At 73.6% G+C, this 24,609-nt stretch carries 20 protein-coding genes; 15 read left to right on the forward strand and 5 right to left on the reverse strand.

Annotation, left to right across the window (positions count from 1 at the left end):
* The first annotated feature begins 60 nt into the window (after window positions 1–60).
* Genes AB0367_RS04730 through AB0367_RS04745 form a run of 4 tightly spaced genes read left to right on the forward strand, consistent with a single transcriptional unit; the run spans window position 61 to window position 4,369 of the window.
* Window positions 61–1,077, forward strand: a complete 1,017-nt coding sequence (locus AB0367_RS04730; protein WP_366224804.1) for a beta-ketoacyl-ACP synthase 3 — start codon at window positions 61–63, stop codon at window positions 1,075–1,077.
* Entirely contained in the window at window positions 1,077–1,868 is a 792-nt protein-coding gene (locus tag AB0367_RS04735; protein WP_366224805.1) for an arylamine N-acetyltransferase, read from the forward strand. The genes AB0367_RS04730 and AB0367_RS04735 overlap by 1 nt, the downstream gene beginning before the upstream one ends.
* Window positions 1,869–1,883: 15 nt before the next feature.
* Window positions 1,884–2,993 (forward strand): hypothetical protein, encoded by a 1,110-nt coding sequence (locus tag AB0367_RS04740; protein WP_366224806.1) that lies wholly within the window; start codon window positions 1,884–1,886, stop codon window positions 2,991–2,993.
* Entirely contained in the window at window positions 2,993–4,369 is a 1,377-nt protein-coding gene (locus AB0367_RS04745) for an aldehyde dehydrogenase family protein (RefSeq protein WP_366224807.1), read from the forward strand. The genes AB0367_RS04740 and AB0367_RS04745 overlap by 1 nt, the downstream gene beginning before the upstream one ends.
* Window positions 4,370–4,617: 248 nt before the next feature.
* Here the strand turns inward: AB0367_RS04745 and AB0367_RS04750 are convergent, their stop codons facing one another.
* From AB0367_RS04750 to AB0367_RS04765, 4 genes are read right to left on the reverse strand one after another with little or no spacing between them, the layout of a single operon-like run.
* Complete coding sequence (locus AB0367_RS04750) at window positions 4,618–6,042, reverse strand: MFS transporter (RefSeq protein WP_366224808.1); 1,425 nt, start codon at window positions 6,040–6,042, stop codon at window positions 4,618–4,620.
* Between the two features lie 10 nt (window positions 6,043–6,052).
* Window positions 6,053–6,793: a DUF4440 domain-containing protein gene (locus AB0367_RS04755; protein WP_366224809.1), complete on the reverse strand. Its 741-nt coding sequence runs from the start codon at window positions 6,791–6,793 to the stop codon at window positions 6,053–6,055.
* A 2-nt stretch (window positions 6,794–6,795) separates the two neighbouring features.
* Window positions 6,796–7,446, reverse strand: coding sequence for a hemerythrin domain-containing protein (locus AB0367_RS04760; protein ID WP_366224810.1), 651 nt, complete (start codon window positions 7,444–7,446; stop codon window positions 6,796–6,798).
* A gap of 12 nt (window positions 7,447–7,458) precedes the next feature.
* Window positions 7,459–8,379, reverse strand: a complete 921-nt coding sequence (locus tag AB0367_RS04765; RefSeq protein WP_366224811.1) for an NADP-dependent oxidoreductase — start codon at window positions 8,377–8,379, stop codon at window positions 7,459–7,461.
* Window positions 8,380–8,557: 178 nt separating this feature from the next.
* On the opposite strand from AB0367_RS04765, the gene AB0367_RS04770 reads away from it, so the two are divergent.
* Window positions 8,558–9,535, forward strand: a complete 978-nt coding sequence (locus tag AB0367_RS04770) for an NADPH:quinone reductase (protein ID WP_366224812.1) — start codon at window positions 8,558–8,560, stop codon at window positions 9,533–9,535.
* A 10-nt stretch (window positions 9,536–9,545) separates the two neighbouring features.
* On the opposite strand, the gene AB0367_RS04775 is transcribed toward AB0367_RS04770, so the two are convergent.
* Window positions 9,546–11,477, reverse strand: coding sequence for a helix-turn-helix domain-containing protein (locus AB0367_RS04775; protein WP_366224813.1), 1,932 nt, complete (start codon window positions 11,475–11,477; stop codon window positions 9,546–9,548).
* Window positions 11,478–11,789: 312 nt separating this feature from the next.
* On the opposite strand from AB0367_RS04775, the gene AB0367_RS04780 reads away from it, so the two are divergent.
* The 10 genes from AB0367_RS04780 (at window position 11,790) to AB0367_RS04825 (ending at window position 23,946) form a co-directional block, all read left to right on the forward strand.
* On the forward strand, window positions 11,790–12,653 hold the full coding sequence (locus AB0367_RS04780; protein ID WP_366224814.1) for a helix-turn-helix transcriptional regulator: 864 nt from the start codon (window positions 11,790–11,792) through the stop codon (window positions 12,651–12,653).
* A gap of 93 nt (window positions 12,654–12,746) precedes the next feature.
* A complete protein-coding gene (locus AB0367_RS04785; protein ID WP_366224815.1) occupies window positions 12,747–13,706 on the forward strand; it encodes a 2-oxoglutarate and iron-dependent oxygenase domain-containing protein in 960 nt (319 codons plus the stop codon).
* Between the two features lie 260 nt (window positions 13,707–13,966).
* Window positions 13,967–15,136: an acyltransferase gene (locus tag AB0367_RS04790; RefSeq protein WP_366224817.1), complete on the forward strand. Its 1,170-nt coding sequence runs from the start codon at window positions 13,967–13,969 to the stop codon at window positions 15,134–15,136.
* Window positions 15,133–15,990: an NAD(P)H-binding protein gene (locus tag AB0367_RS04795; protein ID WP_366224818.1), complete on the forward strand. Its 858-nt coding sequence runs from the start codon at window positions 15,133–15,135 to the stop codon at window positions 15,988–15,990. Before AB0367_RS04790 ends, AB0367_RS04795 begins: the two co-directional genes overlap by 4 nt.
* Before the next feature lie 175 nt (window positions 15,991–16,165).
* On the forward strand, window positions 16,166–16,702 hold the full coding sequence (locus AB0367_RS04800) for an SRPBCC family protein (protein WP_366224819.1): 537 nt from the start codon (window positions 16,166–16,168) through the stop codon (window positions 16,700–16,702).
* A gap of 10 nt (window positions 16,703–16,712) precedes the next feature.
* Complete coding sequence (locus AB0367_RS04805) at window positions 16,713–18,254, forward strand: class I adenylate-forming enzyme family protein (protein WP_366224820.1); 1,542 nt, start codon at window positions 16,713–16,715, stop codon at window positions 18,252–18,254.
* A complete protein-coding gene (locus tag AB0367_RS04810) occupies window positions 18,251–19,417 on the forward strand; it encodes an FAD-dependent monooxygenase (protein WP_366224821.1) in 1,167 nt (388 codons plus the stop codon). Before AB0367_RS04805 ends, AB0367_RS04810 begins: the two co-directional genes overlap by 4 nt.
* Window positions 19,414–21,336 (forward strand): FAD/NAD(P)-binding protein, encoded by a 1,923-nt coding sequence (locus AB0367_RS04815; RefSeq protein ID WP_366224822.1) that lies wholly within the window; start codon window positions 19,414–19,416, stop codon window positions 21,334–21,336. The genes AB0367_RS04810 and AB0367_RS04815 overlap by 4 nt, the downstream gene beginning before the upstream one ends.
* Window positions 21,333–22,721, forward strand: a complete 1,389-nt coding sequence (gene pcaB, locus AB0367_RS04820) for a 3-carboxy-cis,cis-muconate cycloisomerase (protein WP_366224823.1) — start codon at window positions 21,333–21,335, stop codon at window positions 22,719–22,721. The genes AB0367_RS04815 and pcaB overlap by 4 nt, the downstream gene beginning before the upstream one ends.
* Window positions 22,722–22,755: 34 nt before the next feature.
* Window positions 22,756–23,946: a cytochrome P450 gene (locus AB0367_RS04825; RefSeq protein WP_366224824.1), complete on the forward strand. Its 1,191-nt coding sequence runs from the start codon at window positions 22,756–22,758 to the stop codon at window positions 23,944–23,946.
* Window positions 23,947–24,609 lie beyond the last annotated feature (663 nt).

Raw genomic sequence — 24,609 nt, forward strand, 5'->3', positions numbered from 1 at the left:
CGCCGAGCCCGAGCCGCCCGGACCACACGCCGCTTCCAATCCGACCGAAAGGAATGCACCGTGCTCACGCTGCGCGACACCGCCGGTCCACCCGTGGCCGTGCTGGGCACCGGATCGTGCCTGCCGGCCCACGTCGTCGACAACACCGCCGTCGCGGGCCCCGCCGGGGTCACCGCCGAGTGGATCGTAGCCCGGACGGGCATCCGGCGGCGGCGCTGGGCCAAGCCCGACGAGGCCACCTCCGACCTCGCCGTGGCCGCCGGGCGCGCCGCGCTCGAGGACGCCGGGATCCGCGCGGCGCAACTGTCGCTGGTCCTCGTGGCCACCTCGACGCCCGACTCACCGCAGCCGCCCACCGCGTCGCTCGTCGCCGACGAACTCGGCGTCGGGCCGGGCACGGCGGCGTTCGACCTCAACGCCGTCTGCAGCGGCTTCGTGTTCGCCCTCGGCACGGCGGAGCGCCTGCTGCGGGCGGCCGGCGGCCACGCCCTCGTCATCGGCGCCGACGTGTACTCCCGCATCCTCGACCCGGCCGACCGGCGGACCGCGGTGCTGTTCGGCGACGGCGCGGGCGCGGTGGTGCTCGGCCCGGGCGAGCGGCCCACGGTGGTGGCGAGCCGGCTCGCCACGTTCGCCGAGGCGCACCAGCTGATCCGCGTGCCGGCCGGCGGCAGCCGCATCCCGGCCTCGGTCGGCTCGATCGACGCCGGGCTGCACCACTTCGCGATGGAGGGCCGCGCGGTGCGCGACTTCGTGCTCGACACGGTGGCGCCCGCGATCCGCGCGTTCCTCGCCGACGCCGGCGTCGCACCGGACCAGTTGGCGTCGTTCGTGCCGCACCAGGCCAACCCCAACCTCGTCGCCGATCTCGCGGCGGCGGTCGGCGTGCCGGCCGACCGTACCGCCGCGACCGGCGCCGAGTTCGGCAACACCGGCGCCGCGTCGCTGCCGGTGACGCTCGACCACACCCGCGAGCGCCTGCGCGAGGGCGACCTCGTGCTGCTGGCCGGCTTCGGCGGCGGCATGTCGGCCGGGTTCGCGTTGCTGCGCTGGCCCCGCACGGAAAGGACCACCTGATGCTCGACGAACAGACCGTCGAGGAGTACCTGCACCGCATCGGCGCCCACCGCCCCGCCGGACCGGACCTCGCCGGCCTGCGCCACCTCCAGGAGCGGCACGTGCTCACAGTGCCGTTCGAGAACCTCGGCTACCACCTCGACGAGGAGATCCACCTCGGCGGCGCGGTCATCGACAAGATCGTCCGTGACCGGCGCGGCGGCGGCTGCTACGAGACCAACCCGGCGTTCGGGCTGCTGCTGACGACCCTGGGCTACGAGGTCGAGATCCTGCCCGGCCGGGTGTACCGCCCGACCGGCCTCGGCCCGCCGTACTGCCACCTCGCGCTGCGTGTCACCGTCGACGGTGAGCCGTGGCTCGTGGACACCGGGTTCGGCCGCAACAGCCGCCTGCCGCTGCGGTTCTCGACGGCGGCCGCCCAGCCGGATCCGCACGGCACGTACCACGTCCGGGACGGGGAGGTGACGCTCGACGACAAGCCGCTGTACCGCCTCGACGACCGCCCCGCCGCCCTCGACGACTTCCGCCCGACGCTGTGGTGGTGGCGCACCTGCCCGGACTCGCCGTTCCTGCAGGACGTGTTCTGCTCACTGCCCACGGCGGACGGACGGGTGACGCTGAAGGGCCGGCGGCTGACGATCGACGCCGGCGGCGAGCGCGTGCGCACCGACCTCACCGACGACGCGGCGGTCCTCGCCGCGTATCGCAAGCATTTCGGTTTCGACCTCGACCGGCTCCCCCGTGACCCGCTCATCCCGGCCGGCGGCACCACCGGCATCACGCTCAACTGACTTCAGGAGTTCGCAGTGGTACATGCTGACGACCCGATCCTCGACCTGCCGTTCGACCCCGCCGGCGCCCCGCCGGACCCCGACGAATACCTGCGAGCGGCGCTGCGCTGGCACTTCTCCCCCGAGACGGGGTCGCCGTTCTGGCTGGAGCGGGCCGCGGGCCTCGGCTTCGACCCGCTGGCCGACATCACGACGTTCGCCGAACTGGACCGCTTCCCCAATCTGGCCAACGAGTTGCGGACGGTCCGCGTCGAGGACCTGATCCCGCGCGGGTACGGGCCGCGACCGGACGTCGTCGGCATCTACGAGAGCGGCGGTACCACGGGCGCGCCGAAACGGGTCGTGCTGCTGCGCGACTGGCTGGACCGGCTGCTGGCGTGGAGCAGCGCCGACCTCGACCGGCACGGCGTCCCACAGGATGTCAACTGGCTCTCGGTCGTGCCGTCCGGCCCGCACATGGTCGGCCCGATCATCGCGCGGCAGGCCGCGTTCCGGGGCGGGCTCGCGTTCTCGGTCGACCTCGACCCGCGCTGGGTCAAGCGGCTCATCGCCGCCGGCAAGACCGACGAGGCGGCCGCCTACGGCGAGCACCTCGTCGAGCAGGTCTCCTACGTGCTGCAGAGCCAGGACGTCGGGGTGCTGATGATCACGCCGCCGGTGCTGGAGCGGCTCGCCCGCCGCGACGACCTCGTGAAGCTCGTCAACGACAAGGTTCGCGCGATCAACTGGGTCGGCACCCAGATGGACCCGGACACCCGGCACCTCTACCGCACCGAGGTCTTCCCCGACGTGGTGCTCTACAGCGGCTTCGGCAGCACGATGATCCTCGGCAACGCCAGCGAGAGGCCCGGCCTGACCGACGACGACCCGTGCGTCTACGACCCGTTCTCGCCGCACATGACGTTTCGCGTCGTCGACCCCGAGACCGGCGCGACGGTGCCCTACGGCGAGCGCGGCCAGGTCGTCATGAACCACGTGAGCAAGAGCCTGTTCCTGCCCAACAACCTGGAGCGCGACTACGCGACGCGGATCGCCCCGCCCGCCGGGCAGGTCGGCGACTCGGTGGCGGACGTGGCCCCGGTGGCGCGCTTCGACGACGAGACGGTCATCGAGGGGGTGTACTGATGGCGCTGGTCGAGATCGACGCGCTCGGCCCCAACGGGGGCTACCGGGCGCGCAAGCGGCTGACCGTGCCGGACGTCACCGGCGCGCCCGCTGTGGCGCTGAGCCTGGTGCCGCGGCTGTTCGTGACCCGGTCGCTGGCCACGCTGCGGGCCGCCCGGCCGCTGCCCTACGAGCGGCGGATCACGGCGCTCGCCGAGGCGGCGGAGCGGTTCACCGGCGACGAGATCGCCGGGCTGTCCTTCGCGGACTACGAGCGGACCGTCAGCCGCGTCTCCGGCGTGCCGCTGCCGGTCGTCCGGGCCGCGACCGCCGCCATCGCCGAGGCTGCCACACTCGCGGGCGAGACGACCGGGCTGTCCCGCCCCGAGGGCGCGGTCGCCGACTGGCGCGCACCGCAGACGCTGCGGGGCAACGCGGTGTGGACCCGCCGCGGCGACGTGTTCGCCGTGCACGCCGCCGGGAACCACCCCGGCCCGCACTCGGTGTGGCTGGAGGCGCTGGCCCTTGGCTACCGGGTGGCGGTCCGCCCGTCGCGCCGCGAGCCGCTCACCCCGCATCGGCTCGTCACCGCGCTGCGGGCCGCCGGGTTCGGCGACGACCAGGTGGTGCTGCTGCCGACCGACCACGACGCCGCGGACGAGATGCTGCACGGCGCCGACCTCGGGCTCGTCTACGGCGGCGACGACGTCGTGCGCAAGTACGCGACCGGCTCCCGGATCCTGCCGCAGGGCCCGGGCCGGTCGAAGATCCTGCTGACCGCCGGGGTCGACTGGCGGGCACACCTCGACACCATCGTCGACTCGATCAGCCACCAGGGTGGCGTGGCGTGCATCAACGCCACCGCGGTCCTGGTGGACGGCGACCCGGCGCCGCTGGCGCGGGCGATCGCGGAGCGACTCGCGGCGCTGCCGGTCCTGCCGCCGGACAGCGACAAGTCGGTGCTGCCGGTGCAGCCGGTCGACGGCGCCCGCGCGCTGGAGGCGTTCCTGCTCAATCAGGCCCGCGGTACCACGGCCTGGCTCGGCGGGGACGGCATCGTCGAGGAACTCGGCGACGGCAGCGCCGCGCTGCGCCCGGCGGTGCACCAGGTCGACCGGGCGGACGCCCCCCAGACGCGGGTGGAGCTGCCGTTCCCGTGCGTCTGGGTCGCGCCGTGGTCGCCGGCCGACGGCCTGGCCCCGTTGCGCGACTCGCTGGTGCTGACCGTCTTCACCGACGACGAGGCGCTCGTCGGTGACCTGCTCGACGAGCCGACGATCAGCAACGTCTTCGTCGGCGACCACACGACCTACTGGCAGCGGCCGGGCGTGCCGCACGACGCCTACCTGGGCGAGTTCCTCATGCGGACGAAGACGGTCATCCGCTCTGAGCGGTGACGGAGGCCGTCCGGGCCGTGATCGACGGAAGCCTTCGGCTGCCACGGCGGCCGGACGCTTCCGTCGTCGTGTGCCCCACCACGGCTCGGCCGGCGACCGGGCCACCGCGCCCTGACGGCGTTCGCCCGGCCCACGGCGGTTAGCCTGTGCGCCCCGGAGCCGATGGTCGCCGACTTCGACGACGAGCAAGCCTGAAGCGCACCGCGGGTGCGGACGTCGCGGGAACGTCCGCACCCGGCAGGCGCGCGTCAGGTCGAGGCGAGCGCCGGCTCCTCCGCCCGCGCGGGCTCGCGGCGGAAGTTCAGCGCCACCAGGATGGTCACGACCATGCCGGCCGCCGCCACCAGCACCGCGGTGCGCAGACCGGAGACGGTGGCGTCGTGCAGCTGCGTGCCGGTCAGCCCGGCCGTGCCGGCGTTGGCGACGGCGACCAGCGCCGCCAGCCCGACGGCCGAGCCGACCTGCTGCCCGGTCGAGACGATGCCCGAGGCGATGCCCTGGTCGAACAGGGCGGTGCCGGTCGTGGCCGCGGCGAACATCGTGGTGAAGATGACGCCCTGCGCGACGTTGAGCACCACCATCGCCGGCAGCAGCGCGAGGTATGACCCACCGGCGCCGATGCCGAAGCCGAGCGCGACGGTCGACACGACGCCGACCGCGAGGCTGGTGACCAGCGTCGCCCGGTTGCCGAACCGGGTCGCGAGCCGCCCGCCCAGCATCGAGCCCACCGCGCCGGCGCCCATCGGCACCACGTAGGCCAGCCCGGTCTGCAGCGCGCTGTAGCCCAGCACCTGCTGGAAGTGGACGGTCAGGAAGTACAGCAAGGTCCCGAAGGTCGCCATGAACAGCAGCGTCACGCTCACGCCGGTGCTGAGGTTGCGGTTGCGGAACAGCCGCAGCGGCATCAGCGGCGAAGCGGTGCGCGCCTCGATCGCGACGAACGCGACCAGCAGCACGATGCCGCCGGCGGCGCAGGCCAGCAGCAGCGGCGACGTCCAGCCGAGGACCGGGCCCTGGACCAGCGTGAAGACGACCAGGGTCACGCCGACGGTGGCGGTGACGGCGCCGGGCAGGTCGAACCCGCGGCCGGTGACGCGCGCGCCGTCGGCGGGCAGCAGCGTGTACGCCAGCGCGATGGCGACCCCGGCGAGCGGGACGTTGACGAAGAACACCGCCTCCCACCCGAACGCCTGGGTGAGCACGCCGCCGAGCAGCGAGCCGAGGACCATGCCGCCGGCGCCGGCCGCGGCCCACACCGAGAACGCCCGGTTACGCTCGCGGCCCTCATCGAACGAGGTGACCACGAGCGACAGCGTCGCGGGGAACAGCAACGCGCCGCCGAGGCCCTGCGCGGCGCGGGCGGCGATGAGCAGCCCGGGGTGACCGGCGAGGCCGCCGACGAGTGAGGACGCGGCGTAGAGCGCGAGGCCGGCGACGAAGACACGGCGGCGCCCCACGAGGTCGGCGGCGCGACCGCCGAGGAGCAGGAAGCCGCCGAACGCGACCGCGTAGGCGCTCACCACCCACTGGAGGTTCTGCGTGGAGAAGCCGAGGTCGGCGCCGATCTCCGGCAGCGCGACGTAGACGATGTTGTAGTCGATCGAGGTGATGAGCTGGGCGAGGCCGAGGAGGGCGAGCACGAGGCCGGCCCGTCGCGGCGTAACGGTGTCCATCGTGGACCTTTCAACGGTCGGTGCCGGAAGGGTTGTCGAGCAGGTATCGCCACCGGCCGTCCGGGCCGCGGCGGGCAACGTCGGTGGCGGTGCCGCCGACCCGGATCGGATCGCCGTCCGCCGCGGCGATCTCGGTGGTGTGGTCAGTGACGAGCAGCGCGATCCCGTCGGCCTCGTAGACGTGCCGGATCCGGATCTCCATGTGCCGGACCTGGCCGAGGAAGCCGGTGATCGAGCGGCGCAGCTGCGCACCGGTGACCGGCTCGCCGGGCCGCGGCGCGAGCACCGCGCCGGACTCGAACAGCCGCAACGCGGCCTCCGCGTCACCGGCGTTGTACGCGCGCTCGACGAGCTCGACGAGCTGCTGCGGGCTGTCGGCGCCGCCGCCGGGACGGGTCATCACCTCGAAGGCGTGGCCGTCGACGCTGTCGAAGTAGAAGCCGCGCCCGCCGCCCCAGGTGTTGACGGCGCCGGGGCCGTGGTGCAGCGGGCCGGCCCAGAACGGCCGGCCCGCGTCGCGCACGCGACCGAGGATCGCGTCGAACTCGGCGGCGGTGACCTCGAAGGCGAAGTGCTGCGTGGTCACCTCGTCGACCTGAACGAATTCGAGCAGGACGCCGCCGTCGAGCCGTACCGCGGGGAACGGCCCGGACCATCCCGGCTCGGGCAGCCCGAGCGTGTCCGCCAGCTCACGGGCGGACCGCCGGGCGTCCCGGGCATGCACAAACGTGTGGTTGAGCCGGACCGCCATCGTCAGGCCGTGCCGAGCAGTCCGGCGCGCCACTGCGCGTACTGCTGCCCCCCCGGTCCCTCCCAGAACTGCAGGACCTCCGGGGGCAGGCCGCCGACGAGCTTCTCCCGCTCGTGCGGGGTGGCGTCCTCGAGGCCTATACCGAGGAAGACGAGCGCCTTCTCCTGCGGGATCGAGTCGCGGCCGCGCACCTCGAAGGCCTGCCACTCGTCGGGCGTGATGTGCTGGCGGATCAGCGGCAGGACGTTGCGCTCCTCGTCGGTGAGGTGCTCGTCGGTGAGCGCCGACACGCGGTCCACGATGCCGGCGAGCCGGTCGCGGTCGGCCGCGGCGGCCTTCTCCCGCCAGCGCGGGTTCAGCTCCGCGACCTCGCGCAGCAGCTCGTGCAGTTCGCCGTGCTGCTTCTCCATGCGGTGCACGAGGTCGGCCTGCGGGCCGGCCCGGTCGAGCAGGAGCGGCCAGAGCAGGCTGTCCTCGCCGACGTGGTGCTCGTGCAGGGAGTCGGTGATGTCGGTGAGGTGCTCGCCGACGACGGCCGCGCGGTCGTGGTCGCCCTCGGCCACATCGGCGACGAGCGTGGCCAGCAGGCGCAGCTCCCGGCGGTACACCTGGTGCACCCAGGCCATGCCCCACGGGTCTAGTGGTTCGGTCATGATGCCGTCTCCTTACGCGACCAGAACGATCTTGCCGAGGGTGTGGCGGCGCTCCAGCAGCTGGTAGGCATCGGCCACCTGCTCCAGCGGGAACGACGCCTCCACCGGGACCTCCAGGCGGCCGTTCGCGACGAGGTCGGCGAGCTCGGCGAGCACCTCCGGGGTGGAGGCGTCGTTGTTGCCCTGGGCCTTCACCCCGTGCTGCGCGACGGCCGCGAAGTTGATGAGCGTGTTGATGCGGTCCGGCTGGACGCCCAGCTGAAGCGCGAGGTCGACGTAGTCGCCGCCGAACGCGTCGACAAACGCGTCGATCTTGTCGCCGGCCGCGGCCCGCACCCGGTCGAGGACGCCGTCGCCGTAGGCGACCGGCGTCACGCCGTGCTGCCGCAGCCAGTCGTGGTGCGCCTCGCCGGCCAGGCCGATGACCGTCGCACCGGCGTGACCGGCGAGCTGGACGGCGATCGAGCCGACCCCGCCGGCGGCGTTGGCGACGACCACCGTGTCGCCCTCGCCGACCGCGACGGCACGCACCGAGGCATACGCGGCGGCACCGGCGGTGTAGAGCGCCCCGGCGACCTCCCACGGGACCTGCGCCGGGCGGCGGGTGAGGTTGCCCACCGGCACGAGGACCAGCTCGGCCTGGGCGCCGCGCTCATCAGTCCAGCCGATGACCTCGTCGCCGGCGGCGAACTCGGTGACGCCCGGTCCGGCCTCCTCGACCACGCCGGCCACGTCGCGGCCCTGGCCCGCGGGGAACGAGGTGGGGTACACCTTGTCGAGGAAGCCGCCGCGGATGCCGGACTCGACCGGGTTGAGCCCGGTCGCCCGGACCCGCACGAGCACGGTGCCCGCCGAGGGCGTGGGCTGCTCCACCTCCTCGACCTGCAGCACCTCGGTGCCGCCGAACCGGTCGAATCGCACAGCGCGTGGCATGGTTGTCACTCCTGATGGGTGTGAGGAATCCGGACAAGACGACCGTCCCACCATGGGTGGGCACTGAGAATCGGACCGTTTTACCTAGGACCGGCAACCCTTGGGTAAGCGAGTGAACTTGACGGAAACGGCCCCGGCCCGCTGAACGGCGCCACCGCGGAGGGCAGAATCCGCAGGTATGCGTGCCGCCTACATCGAGCGGCTCGGGCCGCCGGAGCTTATCCGGTACGGCGAGCTGCCGCCCCCCGTCCCAGGCCCCACCGACGTCCTCGTCGACGTGATCGCCACTACGGTGAACCCGGTCGACACGTTCGTGCGCTCGGGGCTGTTCCGCACCCCGCTGCCGATGCCGTTCGTCGTCAGTCGTGACCTGGTCGGCACGGTGGTGCGGGCCGGACCGGGCGCGGCCGGGTTCGCGCCCGGTGACACGGTCTGGTGCAACAGCCTCGGCCACGCGGGCCGGCAGGGCGCCGCGGCCGAGCAGGCCGTCGTGCCGGTCGAGCGCCTGTACCGCCTGCCGGCCGGGGTGGCGCCGGCCGACGCGGTGACCGTCGTGCACCCGGCCGGTACCGCCTATCTCGGCCTGTTCACCCACGGGCGGTTGCGGGCCGGCGAGACGGTGGTCGTCGAGGGCGCCGCCGGCAACGTCGGCTCGGCACTGGTCGTGCTGGCGGCGCAGGCCGGTGCACGGGTGGTCGCGACGGCCGCGGCGCACGACGCCGAGTACTGCGCCGGGCTCGGCGCCGACGAGGTCCTCGACTACCGCGCGCCGGACCTGGCCGACCGGCTCGCGAAGGCCTGCCCGGACGGCATCGACCTGCACCTCGACACGTCCGGGCGCAACGACCTCGCAACCGTGGTCGAGCTGCTGGCGTTCCGCGGACGGGTGGTGCTGCTCGCCGGCGCCGCGGCCCGGCCGGTGCTGCCGGCCGGTGCGCTCTACATGCACGACCGCACCGTCACCGGGTTTGTCATCTCGCACGCCACCACGGGCGAGCTGGCCGAGGCCGCGGTGACGATCAACCGGCTGCTGGCGGCCGGGCGGCTGCGCCCGCGGGCGACGGTGGACCTGCCGCTGTCGGCGACCGCGGAGGCCCACCGCATGATCGAGCGGGGCGAGCTGCACGGCCGCCGCGTGGTCCTCACACCGTCCTGAGCGCCCCCGGTCACCGGCGCGGGCCGCGCGGCTCGCCGGACAGCGTGTCGCGCAACCGGAAGAGCCGCAGCGCGAGCTGTACGTCCAGTGCCTTCACCGGCCGCTGCCAGTCGGGGCCGAGCAGTTCCTTCACCCGTTCCAGGCGCCGCGCCACGGTGTTGGGATGGACGTGCAGCCGCTCCGCGGCGTTGGTCGGGCTGCCGCCTGCCTCGAAGTAGGCGTCGAGCGTGCGGGTGAGATCGGTGAACCGGCGGCGGTCGTGGTCGAGGACCGGGCCGAGGACCGCGTCGACGAACGTGTCGACCCCGCTGCGGCCGGACATCAGCACCCCGAGGAAGCCCAGCTCGCGCCCGGAGGCGCCGCGGCCGGTGAGGTCCAGCGCGGTGAGCGCGTCGAGGCAGCGCAGCGCCTCCCGGTGCCCGGCCGCGAGCGCCGCCGCGCCGCAGACCGGGCCGGCGGCACCGATGGTGACCGGCGTGCCGAGCAGCGACGACAGCTCGCCGGTGACGGTACGGGCCGCCGCGCCGGGGTCGGTGCCGGGCAGCACGAGCACGAGGTGCCCGTCCGGCGTGCCGCTGAGGCCGCCGGTGCGCCGCGCGTATGAGGCGGCCCAGATCCCGGGGCGGCCGGGGCGGTGCTGCCCCGGATCGCGCGAGGTGCCCGCGGTGCCGTCCTCGGGCCGGGCGACGAGCACGACGTGCGGCCGGTCGAGGTCGACGCCGAGCCTGCGGGCGGCCCGGTCGAGCCGCCGGCGCGGGCGCGGCGGCGTGACGAGCAGGTCGTCGAGGAGGTCCTCGCGGGCGTGCTCCTCGGCGGCGCTGCCGGCGTGGTGGCGCAGTACGACGGCGGCGGCCTGCGCGATCAGCGGCAGCACCTGCCGCTCGACGCCGCTGAGGACGCGCCCGGCGCGGACGAGCAGCGTGCCGAGCGGCCGATCCCCGGCGACGACCGGCACCCGCCAGGTCGTCGGGCCGATCGCGACCGGCTCACGGTCCGCGGGTCCGGGCATGTCCGGGCAGAGCGGCTCGTCCTCGTCCGGCCATGCCGTCCGTGCCGGCCCGCGGGTCGTGGCCAGGGCCCGGCCGTCCGCGTCGTACAGCCGGACCGCACCGCCCAGGCGCCGGCCCGCCTCGTCGACGAGCTCCTGCGGGTCGCCGGACACGGCGAGGTCGACGAGGGCCCGGTGCACGGCGCCGAGCTCGCGGACGCGTCCCAGATCGGCGGCGGTGCGGGCGGTGGTGTTCTCCAACCCCGACAGCCGGGCGACGGTGCGGTCAAACAGCCGGGCCTTCTCGATCGCGGCCCCGGCGAGCTCGGCGAGCGAGCCGAGCAGGGCGCACTCGTCCGCGGTGAACGGCCGCGCCCGCCGGTCGGCGGCGTAGAGCACCCCGAACGGGCGTTTGCCGAAGCGTCCGGTGCCGTGGCCGAGCCGGACGGCGATCACCGCGCGCAGCCCCTCGGCCCGGACCAGCCCGGCGAGCGGATCGCCGCGGTCCTCGGCGGTGCCGGCGGTCCACCCGGGCATGGTCGCCGCGGCCGCGCCGACCGTGTCCGCCGGCCGCCCCGGCGTGGTCTCCCCGGGCCCGCCGGGGCTGTCCCATGCCCCGCATACCGGCCCGGTCTCGCTGAACGCGTCGGCCGCGTCGGCCGTCCACTGCGGGCCCGGGCCGGCGAGTGCGGCGGCGGCCAGGCCGTCGTCGCGCGGTATCCGGAACCCCGGTGCGAGGCCCGAGGCGAGACCGTCGACGGCGCGGATGGTGAGCGCGGCCTGCTTGTCATCGAGCACACCGACGAACGCGAGCGACAGACCGAGAAGCCGCCGCGCCTGCCGCGCGACCACCGGTAACAGACTCTCCAGATCAGTGGGGACAGCAAGATCGTGCGCGGCGTCCACGAGGGCGGCGAGGCCCCGGTGTACGTCTGCCTGGTCGTCATCCCGCACCGGCGCGAAGCGTGGAACCACTGGCACCTCCGGTCAGCTGGCTCGAACGGGCCGCGTCAGCGCCACGGCGGCGCATCGTCGCGCTTGCCGGACAGGGGCGGGCCACCGACAGAGGGCATGGATGTTCGTCGCTGCATGTCTTTCGAGAGCTAACACCAACATCGGTAGGCACTCAAGTACGCTCAGTGTTACATCTCCTCGTTACGAGGCTCGCCGACCTGCAGCGACGCGGCGACGGCGGATGAGACAACAGGATGACTAGGACCAACGATCCTTGGCTAGATCGGAAGGGCTCAGTCCATCATGGGCAGCATGAACCGCCGTGAACTCGCCGACTTCCTCCGCCGCTGCCGCGAGCGGCTGCAGCCGCAGGACGTCGGGCTGTCCGCCGGCGCCCGGCGCCGCACGCCCGGCCTGCGCCGCGAGGAGGTCGCGCAGCTCGCCGGCATGTCGGCCGACTACTACATGCGGCTCGAGCAGGCCCGCAGCCCGCAGCCGTCGACGCAGCTGCTCGCGCCGCTGGCCCGGGCGCTGCGGCTCAACGACGACGAGCGCGACCACCTCTACCTGCTCGCCGGGCACCGGCCGCCGATCGGCCGGCAGGCCGGCAACCACGTACGTCCGGGACTGCTGTTCCTGCTCGACCGGCTGACCGACGCACCGGCCCAGATCCTCAACGACATCGGCGATCTGCTCGCGCAGAACGCGCTCGCCGAGTCGCTGTTCGGCGGCGTGTGCTCCACCCAGCCGCAGAACCGCAACATCGTCTGGCGGTGGTTCACCGACCCGTCCATCAGGGCCGCGTATCCGGTCGAGGACCAGGCCTACTACGGTCGCCTGCACGTGGCCGACCTGCGCGCCGCGCTGGCCCGTCGCAGCGGCGATCCGGCCGCGCTCGACCTGGTGCGGCGGCTGCGGGCGGCGAGCGAGGAGTTCGAGACGCTCTGGGAGCGCCACGAGGTGGGCGTGCGCCGGCAGGGCAACATCCGGGTCATCCACCCGACCGTCGGCGTGATCGATCTCAACTGCGAGCAGCTGCTGTCCCCGGCCGAGGACCAGCACCTGCTGCTGTTCACCGCCTCACCCGGCAGCCACAACGCGAAGCAGCTGGAGCTGCTGCGGGTCGTGGGCCGCGAGCTGTTCCCGGGACTGCGCGAGGACGCCCACACGTCCTGAGCCCGTCCTGAAAGGCCCACCTTGGGGCGAATCATGCGGTTTTACCTATCTCTCCGGTAGGAGTAATAGGAAGTTAACGAAGGAGGCGACGAGATGAGCAGTATCCCCTTGGTCGACCTGGAGCCGTGGTTCTCCGGCTCACCGGCCGACCGCGCCGCCGTGGCGGCCCAGATCGACCGCTCGTTGCAGGTGTCGGGCTTCCTGCTCGTCACCGGGCACGGCGTGCCGACCGAGTTGCGGGACCGCACCCGCGCCGCCGCGCGGCGGTTCTTCACGCTGCCCGAGGAGCAGAAGCGGCCGTACGCGGTGCCGGTCGGCGGTCGCGGCTGGCTCGCCCCCGGTGTCGAGGCCAACGGCTACCTCGAGGGCGTGGAGTCACCGCCGGACCTCAAGGAGTCCTACTCCGTTGGCTCCTCCGTCGAGGCCGGCGACCCGGCGGCCGACCTGAGCTGGCACCCGGCGAACGTGTGGCCGGCCCCCGTGCCCGAGCTCGAGGCCGCCGCCCGCGAGTACATGGATCGCATGCGTGCGCTCTCCGACGACCTGCTGACGATCTTCGCCGCGGCCCTCGACCTGCCCGCCGACCACTTCACCACCCACACCCGGCACCCGAAGTACACGCTGAACATCAACCGGTACCCGCCGCTGGACGAGGTCGGGCCGCCGTCGGACGGGCAGTTCCGGATCGCCCCGCACACCGACTTCGGCACGGTCACCGTGCTCGACCGGGAGCCCGGCGTCGGCGGCCTGCAGGTCTTCAGCGCCGCGGGCGAGTGGGAGGACGCGCCGTACGACCCGGCGGCCTTCACGGTCAACATCGGCGACCTGATGGCTCGCTGGACCGGCGACCGCTGGCGCTCCACCCGTCACCGGGTGCTCCCGCCGCAGGCGACCGCGCCCGATGAGGACCTGGTCTCGCTGGTGTTCTTCTACGTCAGCGACCGCGACGCGCGCATCGCCTCCCTCGCACCGCCGATCGGCCGGGTCGAGCACCCGGAGATCTCGGCGTCGCAGTACCTCTACGAGAAGCTGCAGGCGATCAGCGTTGGCTGAGCCGCCACTACACCCTGCGGCCTGGCGGCTCTGCGCCGCCAGGCCCGGCGGGCCGCTGACCGCGACGCCGGCTTCGGCATCACCGGCCAGTTCAGCGTGCCACGCGGCCCGCGGGGCCACCCGGTGCTGATCGCCGGCGACGACGCCGGGGCACCACCACTGCCGAACCGTGTGCTGCCGAGCGGTGACGGGGCACCGCACGGCACCCCGCGCACCCGGCTCGGCTCGCCACCCATCCCTTCCCGACAGGACGGTGCTCGATGACCACCCTCGACCGGCCCTCCCGGCTGCCCTCCCTGACAGGCTTACGGTTCCCGGCGGCCCTGCTCGTCTTCGTGTACCACGCGTCGCTGCAGTTGCCGAGCACCAGCCTCCTCGCCGACCAGAGCGTCGCGGGTCGCTTCGCCACGGCGGGAGCCCAGCTCGGCGCGATCGGCGTCACGTTCTTCTTCGTGCTCAGCGGCTTCGTGCTGACCTGGTCGGCGCGCGAGCAGGACACGCCCGGGGCGTTCTGGCGCCGCCGCCTGGTCAAGATCTACCCCAACTACGTGGTCGCCTGGATCCTCGCCATGGTGGTGTTCGCGGCCGCGTACACCCCGACCTGGCAGGCCGTGCTCAACCTCTTCATGCTGCAGGTCTGGGTGCCCGACTTCTTCGTCAACATCAGCGTCGACCCGCCGAGCTGGTCGCTGGGGGCTGAGGCGTTCTTCTACGCCGCGTTCCCGTTGCTGCTGCTGCTCGCGAAGCGGATCCGCGAGGACCGGCTGAAGTACTGGATCGCCGGCACCTTCGCCGCGATCGCCGCCACGCCGCTCGTCACCTACCTGGTGTTCCCATCGACCCCGGGTGTCCCCGGCGGGTGGGAGGCGTCCGAGTCGCAGTACTGGTTCGCGTACTTCCTGCCACCCGTCCGGCTGCTCGACTTCGCGCTCGGCATCCTGGTCGCCCGCGCCGTCCTCAGTGGACGCTGGCGGGGTATCGGGCTCGGCTGGTCCACGCTGCTGCTGGTCGTAGCCGTCCCACTGGCGTCGTTCGTGCCGTACCTGTACGGTCAGCGTGTCGTCGCCATCGTGCCGATCGTGCTGCTCATCACCGCGGCCGCGACCGCCGACGCGGATGGCCGGTTCACCCCGTTCCGGGGCCGCACCGCCCGCTGGCTCGGCGAGATCTCGTTCGCCTTCTACCTGCTGCACTTCATCGTGCTGGTCGCCGGCCGATCGCTGCTGGGCCGCACGTTCGGCACTCCCGCCGCCGTCGGGCTGCTCGTCGCCGAGCTCGCCGTGGCGATCGGGCTCTCCGCGCTGCTCTACACCGCCGTGGAGCGGCCGATCACCCGCCGCTTCTCCACCGCCCGCCGCCGCGACGTGACCGTGCCGCGGCAGCGGCAGCCCGAACGCACCGTCGAGCACTCCGGAGGTCCCAGCAGATGACTGTCACCGATCCCATCCTCGTCTTCGGCGGTGGCGGCCAGGTCGGCCGAGCCGTGGTCGACGAGTTGCTCGCCGCCGGCGCCCGGGTCCGCGCGACCGGCCGCGACCCGGGCCGGCTCACACTGCCCGCCGGCGTCGAGACGGTCCGGGCCGACCTGACCGACCCCGAGAGCCTGCCGGCCGCCCTCGCGGGCGTCCGCAAGGTGTTCCTCTACGCGGTACCGCAAGGTGTCGACGCGTTCGTGGCCGCGGCCCGGTCGGCCGGGGTCGAGCACGTGGTGCTGCTGTCGTCGGACACGGTGCTGGACCGGATCCCGGCCCGTAAGCCGATCGCCGAGATGCACCGCGCGGTCGAGCAGGCGCTGGACGCCTCCGGCCTGGCAACGACCTACCTGCGGCCGGACAACTTCGCGAGCAACGTGCTGCTGTGGGGCTGGGACCGCTCGATCCGCGAGGAGGGCGTCGTCCGGTTCCCGTATGCCGAGTCGCACAGCGACGCGATCCACGAGCTGGACATCGCCGCGGTCGCCGCCGCGGCCCTGACGACGCCGGGCCACGAGGGCGAGCGCTATCTGATCACCGGCCCGGAGTCCGTGACGCAACGCCGGCAGGCGGAGCTGATCGCCGAGGCGACGGGCCGGCCGGTCCGGGTGCAGGAGCAGACCCCCGAGGAGGGCCGGGCGACCCTGGCTCAGATCGTGCCGGAGTGGGTGATCGACGCGACGATCGGCTACTGGGCCTCGACCGACGGCGTGCCGTACGAGGTGACGGACGTCGTCGAACGCGTGACGGGCCGCCCGGCCCGCACGTTCGCCGAGTGGGCCCACGACCACGCGGCGGCATTCCTGCCGTAGCCACGCCCTCTGCTCAACCGTGATCACGGAACCCCGGTGCTGTCACGCAGCACCGAGGTTCCGTGATCATTTCGTGTGGACGGCGAGCCGCGAGGCCCGGCCGCCAGGAGGTGACCTGACGGACCAGGACCGCGAGCTTTGACCGCGCAAAACGTGGCCACACACCATTTCTGGCATGGCCGAACCTCAGAACAGTCCGCTATTCGAGTCCCGCGCCGAGATTCGCGTCGCCGCGCGGCCCGCCGACGTCTACGCCGTCGTCAGTGACCTGCCGCGCAGCGGCGAGTGGAGCATCGAATGCACCGGCGGCCGCTGGATCTCCGGCGCGCCGGGCAGTGTCGGCGCGGTCTTCCAGGGTGAGAACCTGCGCAGCGAGGACATCGTCGCCTGGGCACCCGTGGTGCGAGGCGCCTGGACCACCCAGGCCGAGGTCGTCGCCGCCGAGCCGGGCCGGGCCTTCCGCTGGGCGATGCGCGACAGCGCCGGGAACACCCAGGACAGCGTGTGGTCCTTCGAGGTCGCGCCCGAGGGAGACGGATCGACGCTGGTCCACCACTTCCGGATGGGTCGCGCCACCGAGGGCATTCGCAAAATCACCTCTGAGATGAACTCGGCCGAGCGCGAACGATTCTTCGCCGAGTGGGGCGCCAAGGTGCAGTCGGACCTGGCCGACACCCTCCAGCGCGTCAAAGTGGTCATCGAGAAGGCGTGACGGAGGACGCATGTTCCTGCAGCGCATCGGCAACCGCGGCATCCGGCTCGGCACGCTGTTCGAGCGGGCCGCGGCGCGCCACCCGGATAACCCCGTGATCCTCGACCACGACCTCGCCATCGCACCGCAACTCGGCCGGCGGACCACCGTCGCGCGGCTCGCCGAGCTCGTCGCCGACACGGCGTCGCGGCTGTGGGCCGTAGGCGTGCGCACCGGTGACCGGGTGGTGGTCCACAAGTCCGACGGCTTCGACATCACGCTGCTGGCGTGCGCGGTCGCGCGCATCGGTGCGGTACCGGTGCTGCTGTCGCCCAAGCTCGACGGCGCGACGGTCGCGGAGCTGGTCCGCCGGGTCGACCGGCCGTTCCTGCTCACCGACCGGGCGAAGCTCGACAACGACCTCCCGCGCGACATCGCCACCATCGCCGCCAAGGTGCTCGACGTCGTGGAGCTGGGGCAGCTCAGCGACGTGCCGCGCAAGGAGGCGGTGACGGTGGCGCCGGAACACCCGACGCTCGTGACGCACACCTCCGGCACGACGGGCACGCCGAAGCTGGCCGTCCACACAGGACGGACGTTGCAGGCGCGGTACCGGCCGCAGGCGTCGGTCGCCGCGCTCGTGCGGCGCCGGCGGCCGGTCGCCATCCACGTGTCATTCGTGCACTCCCGGCTGTTCACCGCGCTCGCGATCACGCTGCTGCGCGGGTTCCCGCTCGTCGTGCTCGCCGACGACGAGCCGGACCGGGTCGCCGACCTGTTCGCCGAGGTGCGTCCCGGCGTGCTGGAGGCGCACCCGAACACGTTCATGCGGTGGGAGGAGCTGGCGGAGGACCCGCGCCGGCCACTGGCGGGCGTGAAGTACTTCAGCAGCACGTTCGACGCGATCCACCCGCGCACCGTGCACCGCATGCTGGGCGCGTCCGATCACCGGTTCCCGGTCTTCGGGCAGCTGTACGGCCAGAGCGAGGTCGGCCCCGTCGTCGCGCGCGCCTTCACCCGGCGCCGCGCGCTGGATGCCGACGGCCGCTGCGTCGGCCGCCCCTTCCCCGGCATGACCGGCATGCGGGTGGTGAGCCGCGACGGCCGGAAGGTGACCGCGTCCTCGCCCGGCTTCATCGAGGTGAGCACCGACGGCCGGGTCCTGACGTACCTCGGCGAGCAGCAGCGCTACGACGGCCAGCGCGACGGATCCTGGTGGCGGATGGGAGACCTGGGCTACCGCGGCCGCTGGGGCTGCCTGCACCTGCTCGACCGCGAGGTCGACGAGATCCCGGGCTTCGGCAGCACGCTCGCCGCCGAGGACCACCTCTTCGGCCGGCTCGCCGAGCTGGCCGAGGTCATCATCGTGCCCGGCGCCGACGGCACGCCGGTGCCGGTCGTGTGCACGAAGGGCGACCGGCCGCTGGACCGGGCCGCGTGGCACTCCGCCGTGTCCGCCCTGCCGGCGATGGCGGAACCGGTGCAGTGGCGCCTCGCCGACCTGCCCCAGACCGCCACGACGAAGATCAAGCGGCTGGAGCTGGCCCGCCGGCTGGGGAGCGCCGAGCGATGAGCGAGAACGTTGTCATCGTCGGCGGCGGGATCGGTGGGCTCGCGCTCGCGCTGGCCCTCTCCGCCCGCGGCCACCGCGCGAGCGTGCTGGAGCGCAGCGCCGAGTTCGCCGAGCTCGGCGCCGGGATCCAGCTGGCCCCCAACGGCCTGCACGCCCTGGCCCGGCTGGGGCTCGCCACGGCGGTACGCCCGATCGCCACGCCGATGGACGAGCTGCGCTTCATGGACGGCGTCACCGGCGCACACGTGGTGAGCATGCCGCTGACCGACACGTATCAGCGCCGCTTCGGCAGTCCCTACGCCGTCGTCCACCGTGGCCACCTCTACGGCCTGCTGCTCGACGCCTGCCGCAACTCGCCCGACGTCGAACTGCGCGCCGCCAGCCCCGTCACCGGCTACACAAAGGACACCACCGGCGCCACCGCCGTCCTCGCGAGCGGCGAGCGGATCACCGGCACCCTGCTCGTCGGCGCCGACGGCATCCACTCCGCGATCCGCGAGCAGCTCGTCGGCGACGGTGAACCGAGAGTCTCGGGCATCACCGTGTACCGCGCGATCATCCCCATCGAGGAGGTGCCGCTTGCGCTACGCAGCGCCGCGGTGACCTGGTGGGCCGGGCCGAAGTGCCACTTCGTGCACTATCCGATCGGCGGTGGCCGGTTCCTCAACCTCGCCGCGAGCAGCGATGACGGCGTGACCGAGGCGTTCGCCGGCGTCCCCGCGACGACCGAGCGGGTGCGCCAGGAGTTCCAGCGGCTGCCGGCCGCCCGGCACCTGCTCGACCTGGGCCGCGAATGGCGCGCCTGGGTGCTCGTCGACCGCGAGCCGGTCGACGTCTGGTGCGACGAGCGGGTGACCCTGCTCGGCGACGCGGCCCACCCGATGCTGCACTACGCGGCCCAGGGCGCCTGCCAGGCCCTCGAGGACGCCGTCCTGCTGGCGGAGCTGGTCGACCGGGGCCCGGCCGGGCTCGTGGAGTACCAGGAGCGGCGGCGCGACCGGACGGCCGCGATCCAGCGGATCTCGCGGGAGAGCATCCGGCTGTGGCACCCGGAGGGTGCCGCGGCGCAGGCCCGCAACCGAATGCTCGCCGCGATGACGGCCGAGCAACTGCACGACGAGGTGGCATGGATGCACGAGGAGCGGATCGGGGTGGCGCGGTGAACGGCGGACAGTTCCACCTGTGCATCATCGGCGGCGGGCCGCGCGGGCTGGCGGTCCTGGAGCGGCTCTGCGCGCAGGAGCGGCGCGAGCCGGCGTTCACGGCCGTGACCGTCCACATCGTCGACCCGTTGGAGGCCGGGCCCGGCGCCGTCTGGCGCACGAACCAGTCGCGGCTGCTGCTGACGAACACGGTCGCCGCGCAGATCACCGTCTACACCGATCACAGCGTGCGGATCGACGGGCCGATCGAGCCGGGGCCCAGCCTCTACGAATGGGCGAAGCAGCTCGCGCTGCTCGGCCCGCTCAGCGACGCCGACGACGAGACCCTGGCCGAGGTGCAGCGCCTCGGGCCGGACGACTACCCGAGCCGGGCCCTGTACGGCCGGTACCTCGCCGACAGCTTCGCCAGTGTCGTGGCGGCGGCGCCCGCGCACGTGACCCTGCGGATGCACCGGTCGCGGGCGGTCGCGATCGCCGACACCACCGGCGTGCCCGGCGGACCGCAGGGCGTCCGGCTGGCCGACGGCACGCGGCTGCACCACCTCGACGCGGTGGTCCTGGCGCAGGGGCACGTGCCGTCGCTGCTGCCACCGGCGCAGGCCCGGGCGGCGAGCCTGGCCCGTGTGCACCGGCTCAACTACGTCACCCAGGCCAACCCGGCCGACGTCGACCTCGACGCCCTGGAGCCGGGCGCGCCGGTGCTGATCCGCGGGCTGGGGCTGAACTTCTTCGACTACCTGGCGCTGCTGACGGCCGGGCGCGGCGGGCGCTTCGAGCGGGAGGGCGGGCGGCTGCGGTACCTCCCGAGCGGCCGCGAGCCGCGCCTGTTCGCCAGCTCGCGGCGCGGGGTGCCCTCGCATGCCCGGGGCGAGAACGAGAAGGGCACGTCGGACCGGCACATGCCCCGGGTGCTCACGCCCGAGGCGATCGCGCGGCTGCGGGAGCGGCACGGCACCCTGCGCTTCGGCCGTGACCTGTGGCCGCTCATCGCCGCCGAAGTCGAGAGCGTGTACTACGCGACGCTGCTGCGCCCGGACGACCGGGCCGCGTTCACCGCCCAATACGTGGCCGATCCCGAGCGGCTGCTCGACGAGCACGACGTCGCCGCCGCCGACCGCTGGGACTGGGAGCGGCTGGCCCGGCCGGCCGGGCGGCGCAAGTTCGCCGGGCGGGCCGAGTTCCGCGCCTGGGTGCTGGAGCACCTGGCGCGCGACGTCGAACAGGCCCGGCTGGGCAACGTCAGCGGCCCGCTCAAGGCGGCCCTGGACGTGCTGCGGGACCTGCGCAACGAGATCCGGCTGGTGGTCGACCACGGCGGCCTCGACGGCGACTCGTACCGCGACGAGCTCAGCTCCTGGTACACGCCGTTCAACGCGTTCCTGTCGATCGGCCCGCCCGCGTCGCGGATCGAGGAGCTCGCCGCCGTCATCGACAGCGGGGTGGTTGAGCTGACCGGGCCCGGCACCCAGATCCTCGTGGACACCGAGGATCCCGCGTTCGTGGCGGTGTCCGCGGCGGTGCCGGACGAGCCGGTACGGGCCAGGGCGCTCGTCGAGGCGCGGCTGCACGACGTCGACCTTCGCCGTACGGCGGATCCGTTGCTGCGCCACATGCTCGACACCGAGCAGTGTCGCCCGTACCGCATCCCGTGCGCCGGCGGCGGCTTCTACGAGACGGGTGGGCTCGCGGTCACCATGCGGCCGTACCACGTCGTCGACGGCCAGGACCAGGCCCATCCGCGCCGGTTCGCCTACGGCGTGCCGACCGAGTCCGTCCACTGGGTCACGGCGGCGGGCATCCGGCCCGGTGTCGACTCGGTGACCCTCGGCGACGCCGACGCGATCGCGGCCGCGGTCCGGGCCCTGGAACCAGCGGCCGTGCCCCGGTCCGCCCCGTCGTTCACGGGGGTGGTGGTGTGAGTAGCGGCCTGCTGCGCCCGGTGAGCGCGGGCACGCCCGTCGAGGACCTCGTCGACGACCGGGCGTGGCTGCAGGCGATGCTCGACGCGGAGGCGGCGCTCGCGCGGGCCCAGGCCCGCCTGGGCCGGCTGCCCGCGCAGGCCGCCGCCGTCATCACCCGCGCCGCCCGCGCCGAACTGTTCGACCAGCGGGCGCTCGCGCTCGCCGCCCGCGAGACCGCCAACCCGGTCGTCGGGCTGGTCGCGGCGCTCACCGCGCGGGTGGCCGAGGTCGACCCGCCGTCCGCCGAGTACGTGCACCGCGGCTCCACCAGCCAGGACATCCTCGACACCGGCGCGATGCTGGTCGCGGCCCGGGTGCTGCGGCTCATCCGCGACGACCTGGCCCGCACGGCCGACGGGCTGGCCGGCCTCGCCGCGGCCCACCGGGACACACCCGTCGCCGGCCGGACCCTCGCGCTGCAGGCGGTACCGACGACGTTCGGGCTGAAGGCGGCCGGCTGGCGGCAGCTGGTCCTGGACGCCGACGTGCGGCTGGCGCGGCTCCTCGACGGCGGCCTGCCGGTCTCGCTGGGCGGCGCGGCCGGCACCCTGGCCGGCTACCTCGAGTACGCACGCCTCGACGGCGAGCCGGCGCAGCCGCAGTACGCCGACGACCTGGCCACCGCCTTCGCCGACGAGACCGGGCTGGCCAGCCCGGCGCTGCCCTGGCACGCGCTGCGCACCCCGATCGCCGACCTCGGCGCGGCTCTGGCGTTCACCGCCGGCGCGCTGGGCAAGTTCGCGGTCGACGTGCTGACGCTCGCGCGCACGGAGATCGGCGAGGTCGTCGAGCCGGCCGGTGGCGGCTCGTCGGCGATGCCGCACAAGCGCAACCCGGTCCTCGCCACTCTCGTCCGCTCCGCCGCCCTGCAGGTGCCGGTCCTCGCGACCGGCCTGACCCAGGCGCTGCTCGGCGAGGACGAGCGCTCGGCGGGCGGCTGGCACGCGGAGTGGCCGCTGCTGCGCGAGGCGCTCCGGCTGACCGGCGGTGCGGCGCACACGGCCGCTCAGCTCGCCGAGGGTCTGCGGCCGCGCCCGGACCGGATGCTCGAGAATCTGGCCCGCACCGGCGGGCAGGTGGTGTCCGAGCGCCTCGCGGCGGCGCTGACCCCGGCGCTGGGCAAGGCGGAGGCCCGCCGGCTGCTGTCCTGGGCGGCGGTCGAGGCCGACCGGGGCGGCCGGTCCCTCGCGGAGGTGCTTTCCGGCGAGCCGGCGGCGAAGGCCCTGGACCTCGACGACCTCTGCGACCCGGCCCGCTACACCGGCGCCGCCGCCCACCTGGTCGACCGGGCGCTGGACGTCGTGCCACGGGCGACCCGGTTTGAGGATTCGCCGGGCGGGTAGGCGGCGCCGACGACCCGGAGGGGAGTGATCGGCGATGACGGCACCCACGTTGCCCGACCTGTTCACCTGGCTGGAGCGGTCGCGCCGCGAGGGCGAGGTGCACTTCGACGAACGGCAGCGCGCCTGGATGGTGCTCGGGCATCCCGAGGTCTCGGCCGTCCTCGGCGACCCGCACACGTTCTCCTCCGACCTGGGCGATCTGCAGCCCCGGCAGGAGGATCTCGACCTGTTCCGGCGCGGCAACTTCGTGCAGATGGACCCGCCCCGGCACGACTCGCTGCGGCGGCTGGTGAGCCGCGCGTTCACCCCGCGTGTGGTGGCGGGCCTGGCACCGCGCATCACCGCCGTCACCGCCGAACTGCTGGACGAGCAGGCGGGTGAGGAGCGCTTCGACCTGGTCGACGACCTGGCGTACCCGCTGCCGGTCATCGTCATCGCCGAACTGCTGGGCATCCCGGCGGCGGACCGGCCGGTGTTCCGGCGGTGGGCCGACGCGCTGTTCGAGCGGCCGGAGATCGGCCCGGACCAGCCGCTCACCCGGCTGACGGACGACCGTGCGCTGAACGCGGTCGCGCCGGTGCTGCACGAGATGAACGCGTACCTGCTCGAACACGTGCGGGCGCACCGGGAAACGCCGGCGGACAACCTCACCGGCAACCTGGTGCGGGCCGAAGCCGACGGCGAGCGGCTCTCCGACGAGGAGATCATCGGCTTCGTCGGGCTGCTGCTGCTCGCCGGGCACATCACGACGACGGCGACACTGGGCAACACGGTCGTCGCTCTCGACGAGCACCCGGACGCGGCCGCCGAACTGCGGGCCGACCCGGCGCTCCTGCCCGACGCGATCGAGGAGGTCCTGCGCCTGCGCACGCCGTTCCCGCGGCTGGCGCGGCTGGCGAGCACCGACACGATGATCGGCGGCCAGCCGGTCGCGGCCGGTGACATGGTCATCCCGTGGCTCGCGGCCGCGAACCGCGACAGCCGGGTCTTCGCCGAACCGGAGCGCTTCGACATCCGCCGCGACCCCAACCCGCACCTGACGTTCGGGCACGGCATCCACTTCTGCCTCGGCGCGCCGCTGGCCCGGCTGGAGGCGAGGATCGCGATGGAGTCGCTGCTGCGGCGCTACCGCGAGATCGCCGTCGACACCGCGGCGACCGTCCACCGCAACCCGTGGGTGATGCTCAGCCCGACGAAGCTCCCGGTGACGGTCGTCCCCGCCTGACGGGTGGCGGCGAATCGGGCCGCGAACAACCGGAACTACAGTGTCGTGATCTCAGCAAGGGTTCGGTGGGTTCCGGTATTCGAAATGGGCGAGGACGAGACCAGTGCGAACGGTGTCGCCGATGGTGAGCGGGCTGGCGGTGGAGTGGCGTAGGTGCGCCAACGGCCGGTGAGCAGCGCCAAGCCTCGTTCGCCGGGTGCGCGTTCGGCGCGCAGCAGCGCGTTGCAGGCCCGGTTGTCCCGGGGCCAGTCGGGTACCGCGGCCAGCGCTTCGATCCCCTCGGCGACATCCCGGTATGCGGCGGCCTAGGAGACGCCCGAACCCGGCTCCGAGCAGGGACTTGTCCTCGTTTTTACCGAACCACACCAGCACCAGCAGCGCTTGGTGGCAGCAGGCCAGCGCCCGGGTTCCGCCGCGGCACGGCGGGTGCGGCGTTCGGTGGCTGGCAGGCGCGACATGTGGCGGACCGGCTCCCTCGGCACGTCAAGGGACCGCACGATAGGCGACCACGGATGGACTCCTCATCCGTAGGTAGGTCTTGTGGTGAACACTCATCCGCCGAGGGTTTCGCCCAGCTTTCAACACTGTCCGACGTGGACGGTATGCTCGTGGCGGTCACATCCCGGCGGCGTTCTCGCTGAGGTCACGTCATTCAGGAATCCG

The sequence above is a fragment of the Dactylosporangium sp. NPDC051484 genome, from assembly GCF_040689395.1.
In the GTDB taxonomy this organism is placed as follows: Bacteria; Actinomycetota; Actinomycetes; order Mycobacteriales; family Micromonosporaceae; genus Dactylosporangium.

What these genes read in the sequence shown, in the direction of transcription:
- AB0367_RS04785 (WP_366224815.1), top strand. Translation starts at nt 12,747, where the DNA reads ATGAGCAGTATCCCCTTGGTCGACCTGGAGCCGTGGTTCTCCGGCTCA.
- AB0367_RS04780 (WP_366224814.1), top strand. Translation starts at nt 11,790, where the DNA reads ATGAACCGCCGTGAACTCGCCGACTTCCTCCGCCGCTGCCGCGAGCGG.
- AB0367_RS04755 (WP_366224809.1), bottom strand. Translation starts at nt 6,793, where the DNA reads ATGGCGGTCCGGCTCAACCACACGTTTGTGCATGCCCGGGACGCCCGG.
- AB0367_RS04790 (WP_366224817.1), top strand. Translation starts at nt 13,967, where the DNA reads ATGACCACCCTCGACCGGCCCTCCCGGCTGCCCTCCCTGACAGGCTTA.
- AB0367_RS04765 (WP_366224811.1), bottom strand. Translation starts at nt 8,379, where the DNA reads ATGCCACGCGCTGTGCGATTCGACCGGTTCGGCGGCACCGAGGTGCTG.
- AB0367_RS04800 (WP_366224819.1), top strand. Translation starts at nt 16,166, where the DNA reads ATGGCCGAACCTCAGAACAGTCCGCTATTCGAGTCCCGCGCCGAGATT.
- AB0367_RS04750 (WP_366224808.1), bottom strand. Translation starts at nt 6,042, where the DNA reads ATGGACACCGTTACGCCGCGACGGGCCGGCCTCGTGCTCGCCCTCCTC.
- AB0367_RS04760 (WP_366224810.1), bottom strand. Translation starts at nt 7,446, where the DNA reads ATGACCGAACCACTAGACCCGTGGGGCATGGCCTGGGTGCACCAGGTG.
- AB0367_RS04825 (WP_366224824.1), top strand. Translation starts at nt 22,756, where the DNA reads ATGACGGCACCCACGTTGCCCGACCTGTTCACCTGGCTGGAGCGGTCG.
- AB0367_RS04745 (WP_366224807.1), top strand. Translation starts at nt 2,993, where the DNA reads ATGGCGCTGGTCGAGATCGACGCGCTCGGCCCCAACGGGGGCTACCGG.
- AB0367_RS04805 (WP_366224820.1), top strand. Translation starts at nt 16,713, where the DNA reads ATGTTCCTGCAGCGCATCGGCAACCGCGGCATCCGGCTCGGCACGCTG.
- AB0367_RS04795 (WP_366224818.1), top strand. Translation starts at nt 15,133, where the DNA reads ATGACTGTCACCGATCCCATCCTCGTCTTCGGCGGTGGCGGCCAGGTC.
- AB0367_RS04770 (WP_366224812.1), top strand. Translation starts at nt 8,558, where the DNA reads ATGCGTGCCGCCTACATCGAGCGGCTCGGGCCGCCGGAGCTTATCCGG.
- AB0367_RS04810 (WP_366224821.1), top strand. Translation starts at nt 18,251, where the DNA reads ATGAGCGAGAACGTTGTCATCGTCGGCGGCGGGATCGGTGGGCTCGCG.
- AB0367_RS04735 (WP_366224805.1), top strand. Translation starts at nt 1,077, where the DNA reads ATGCTCGACGAACAGACCGTCGAGGAGTACCTGCACCGCATCGGCGCC.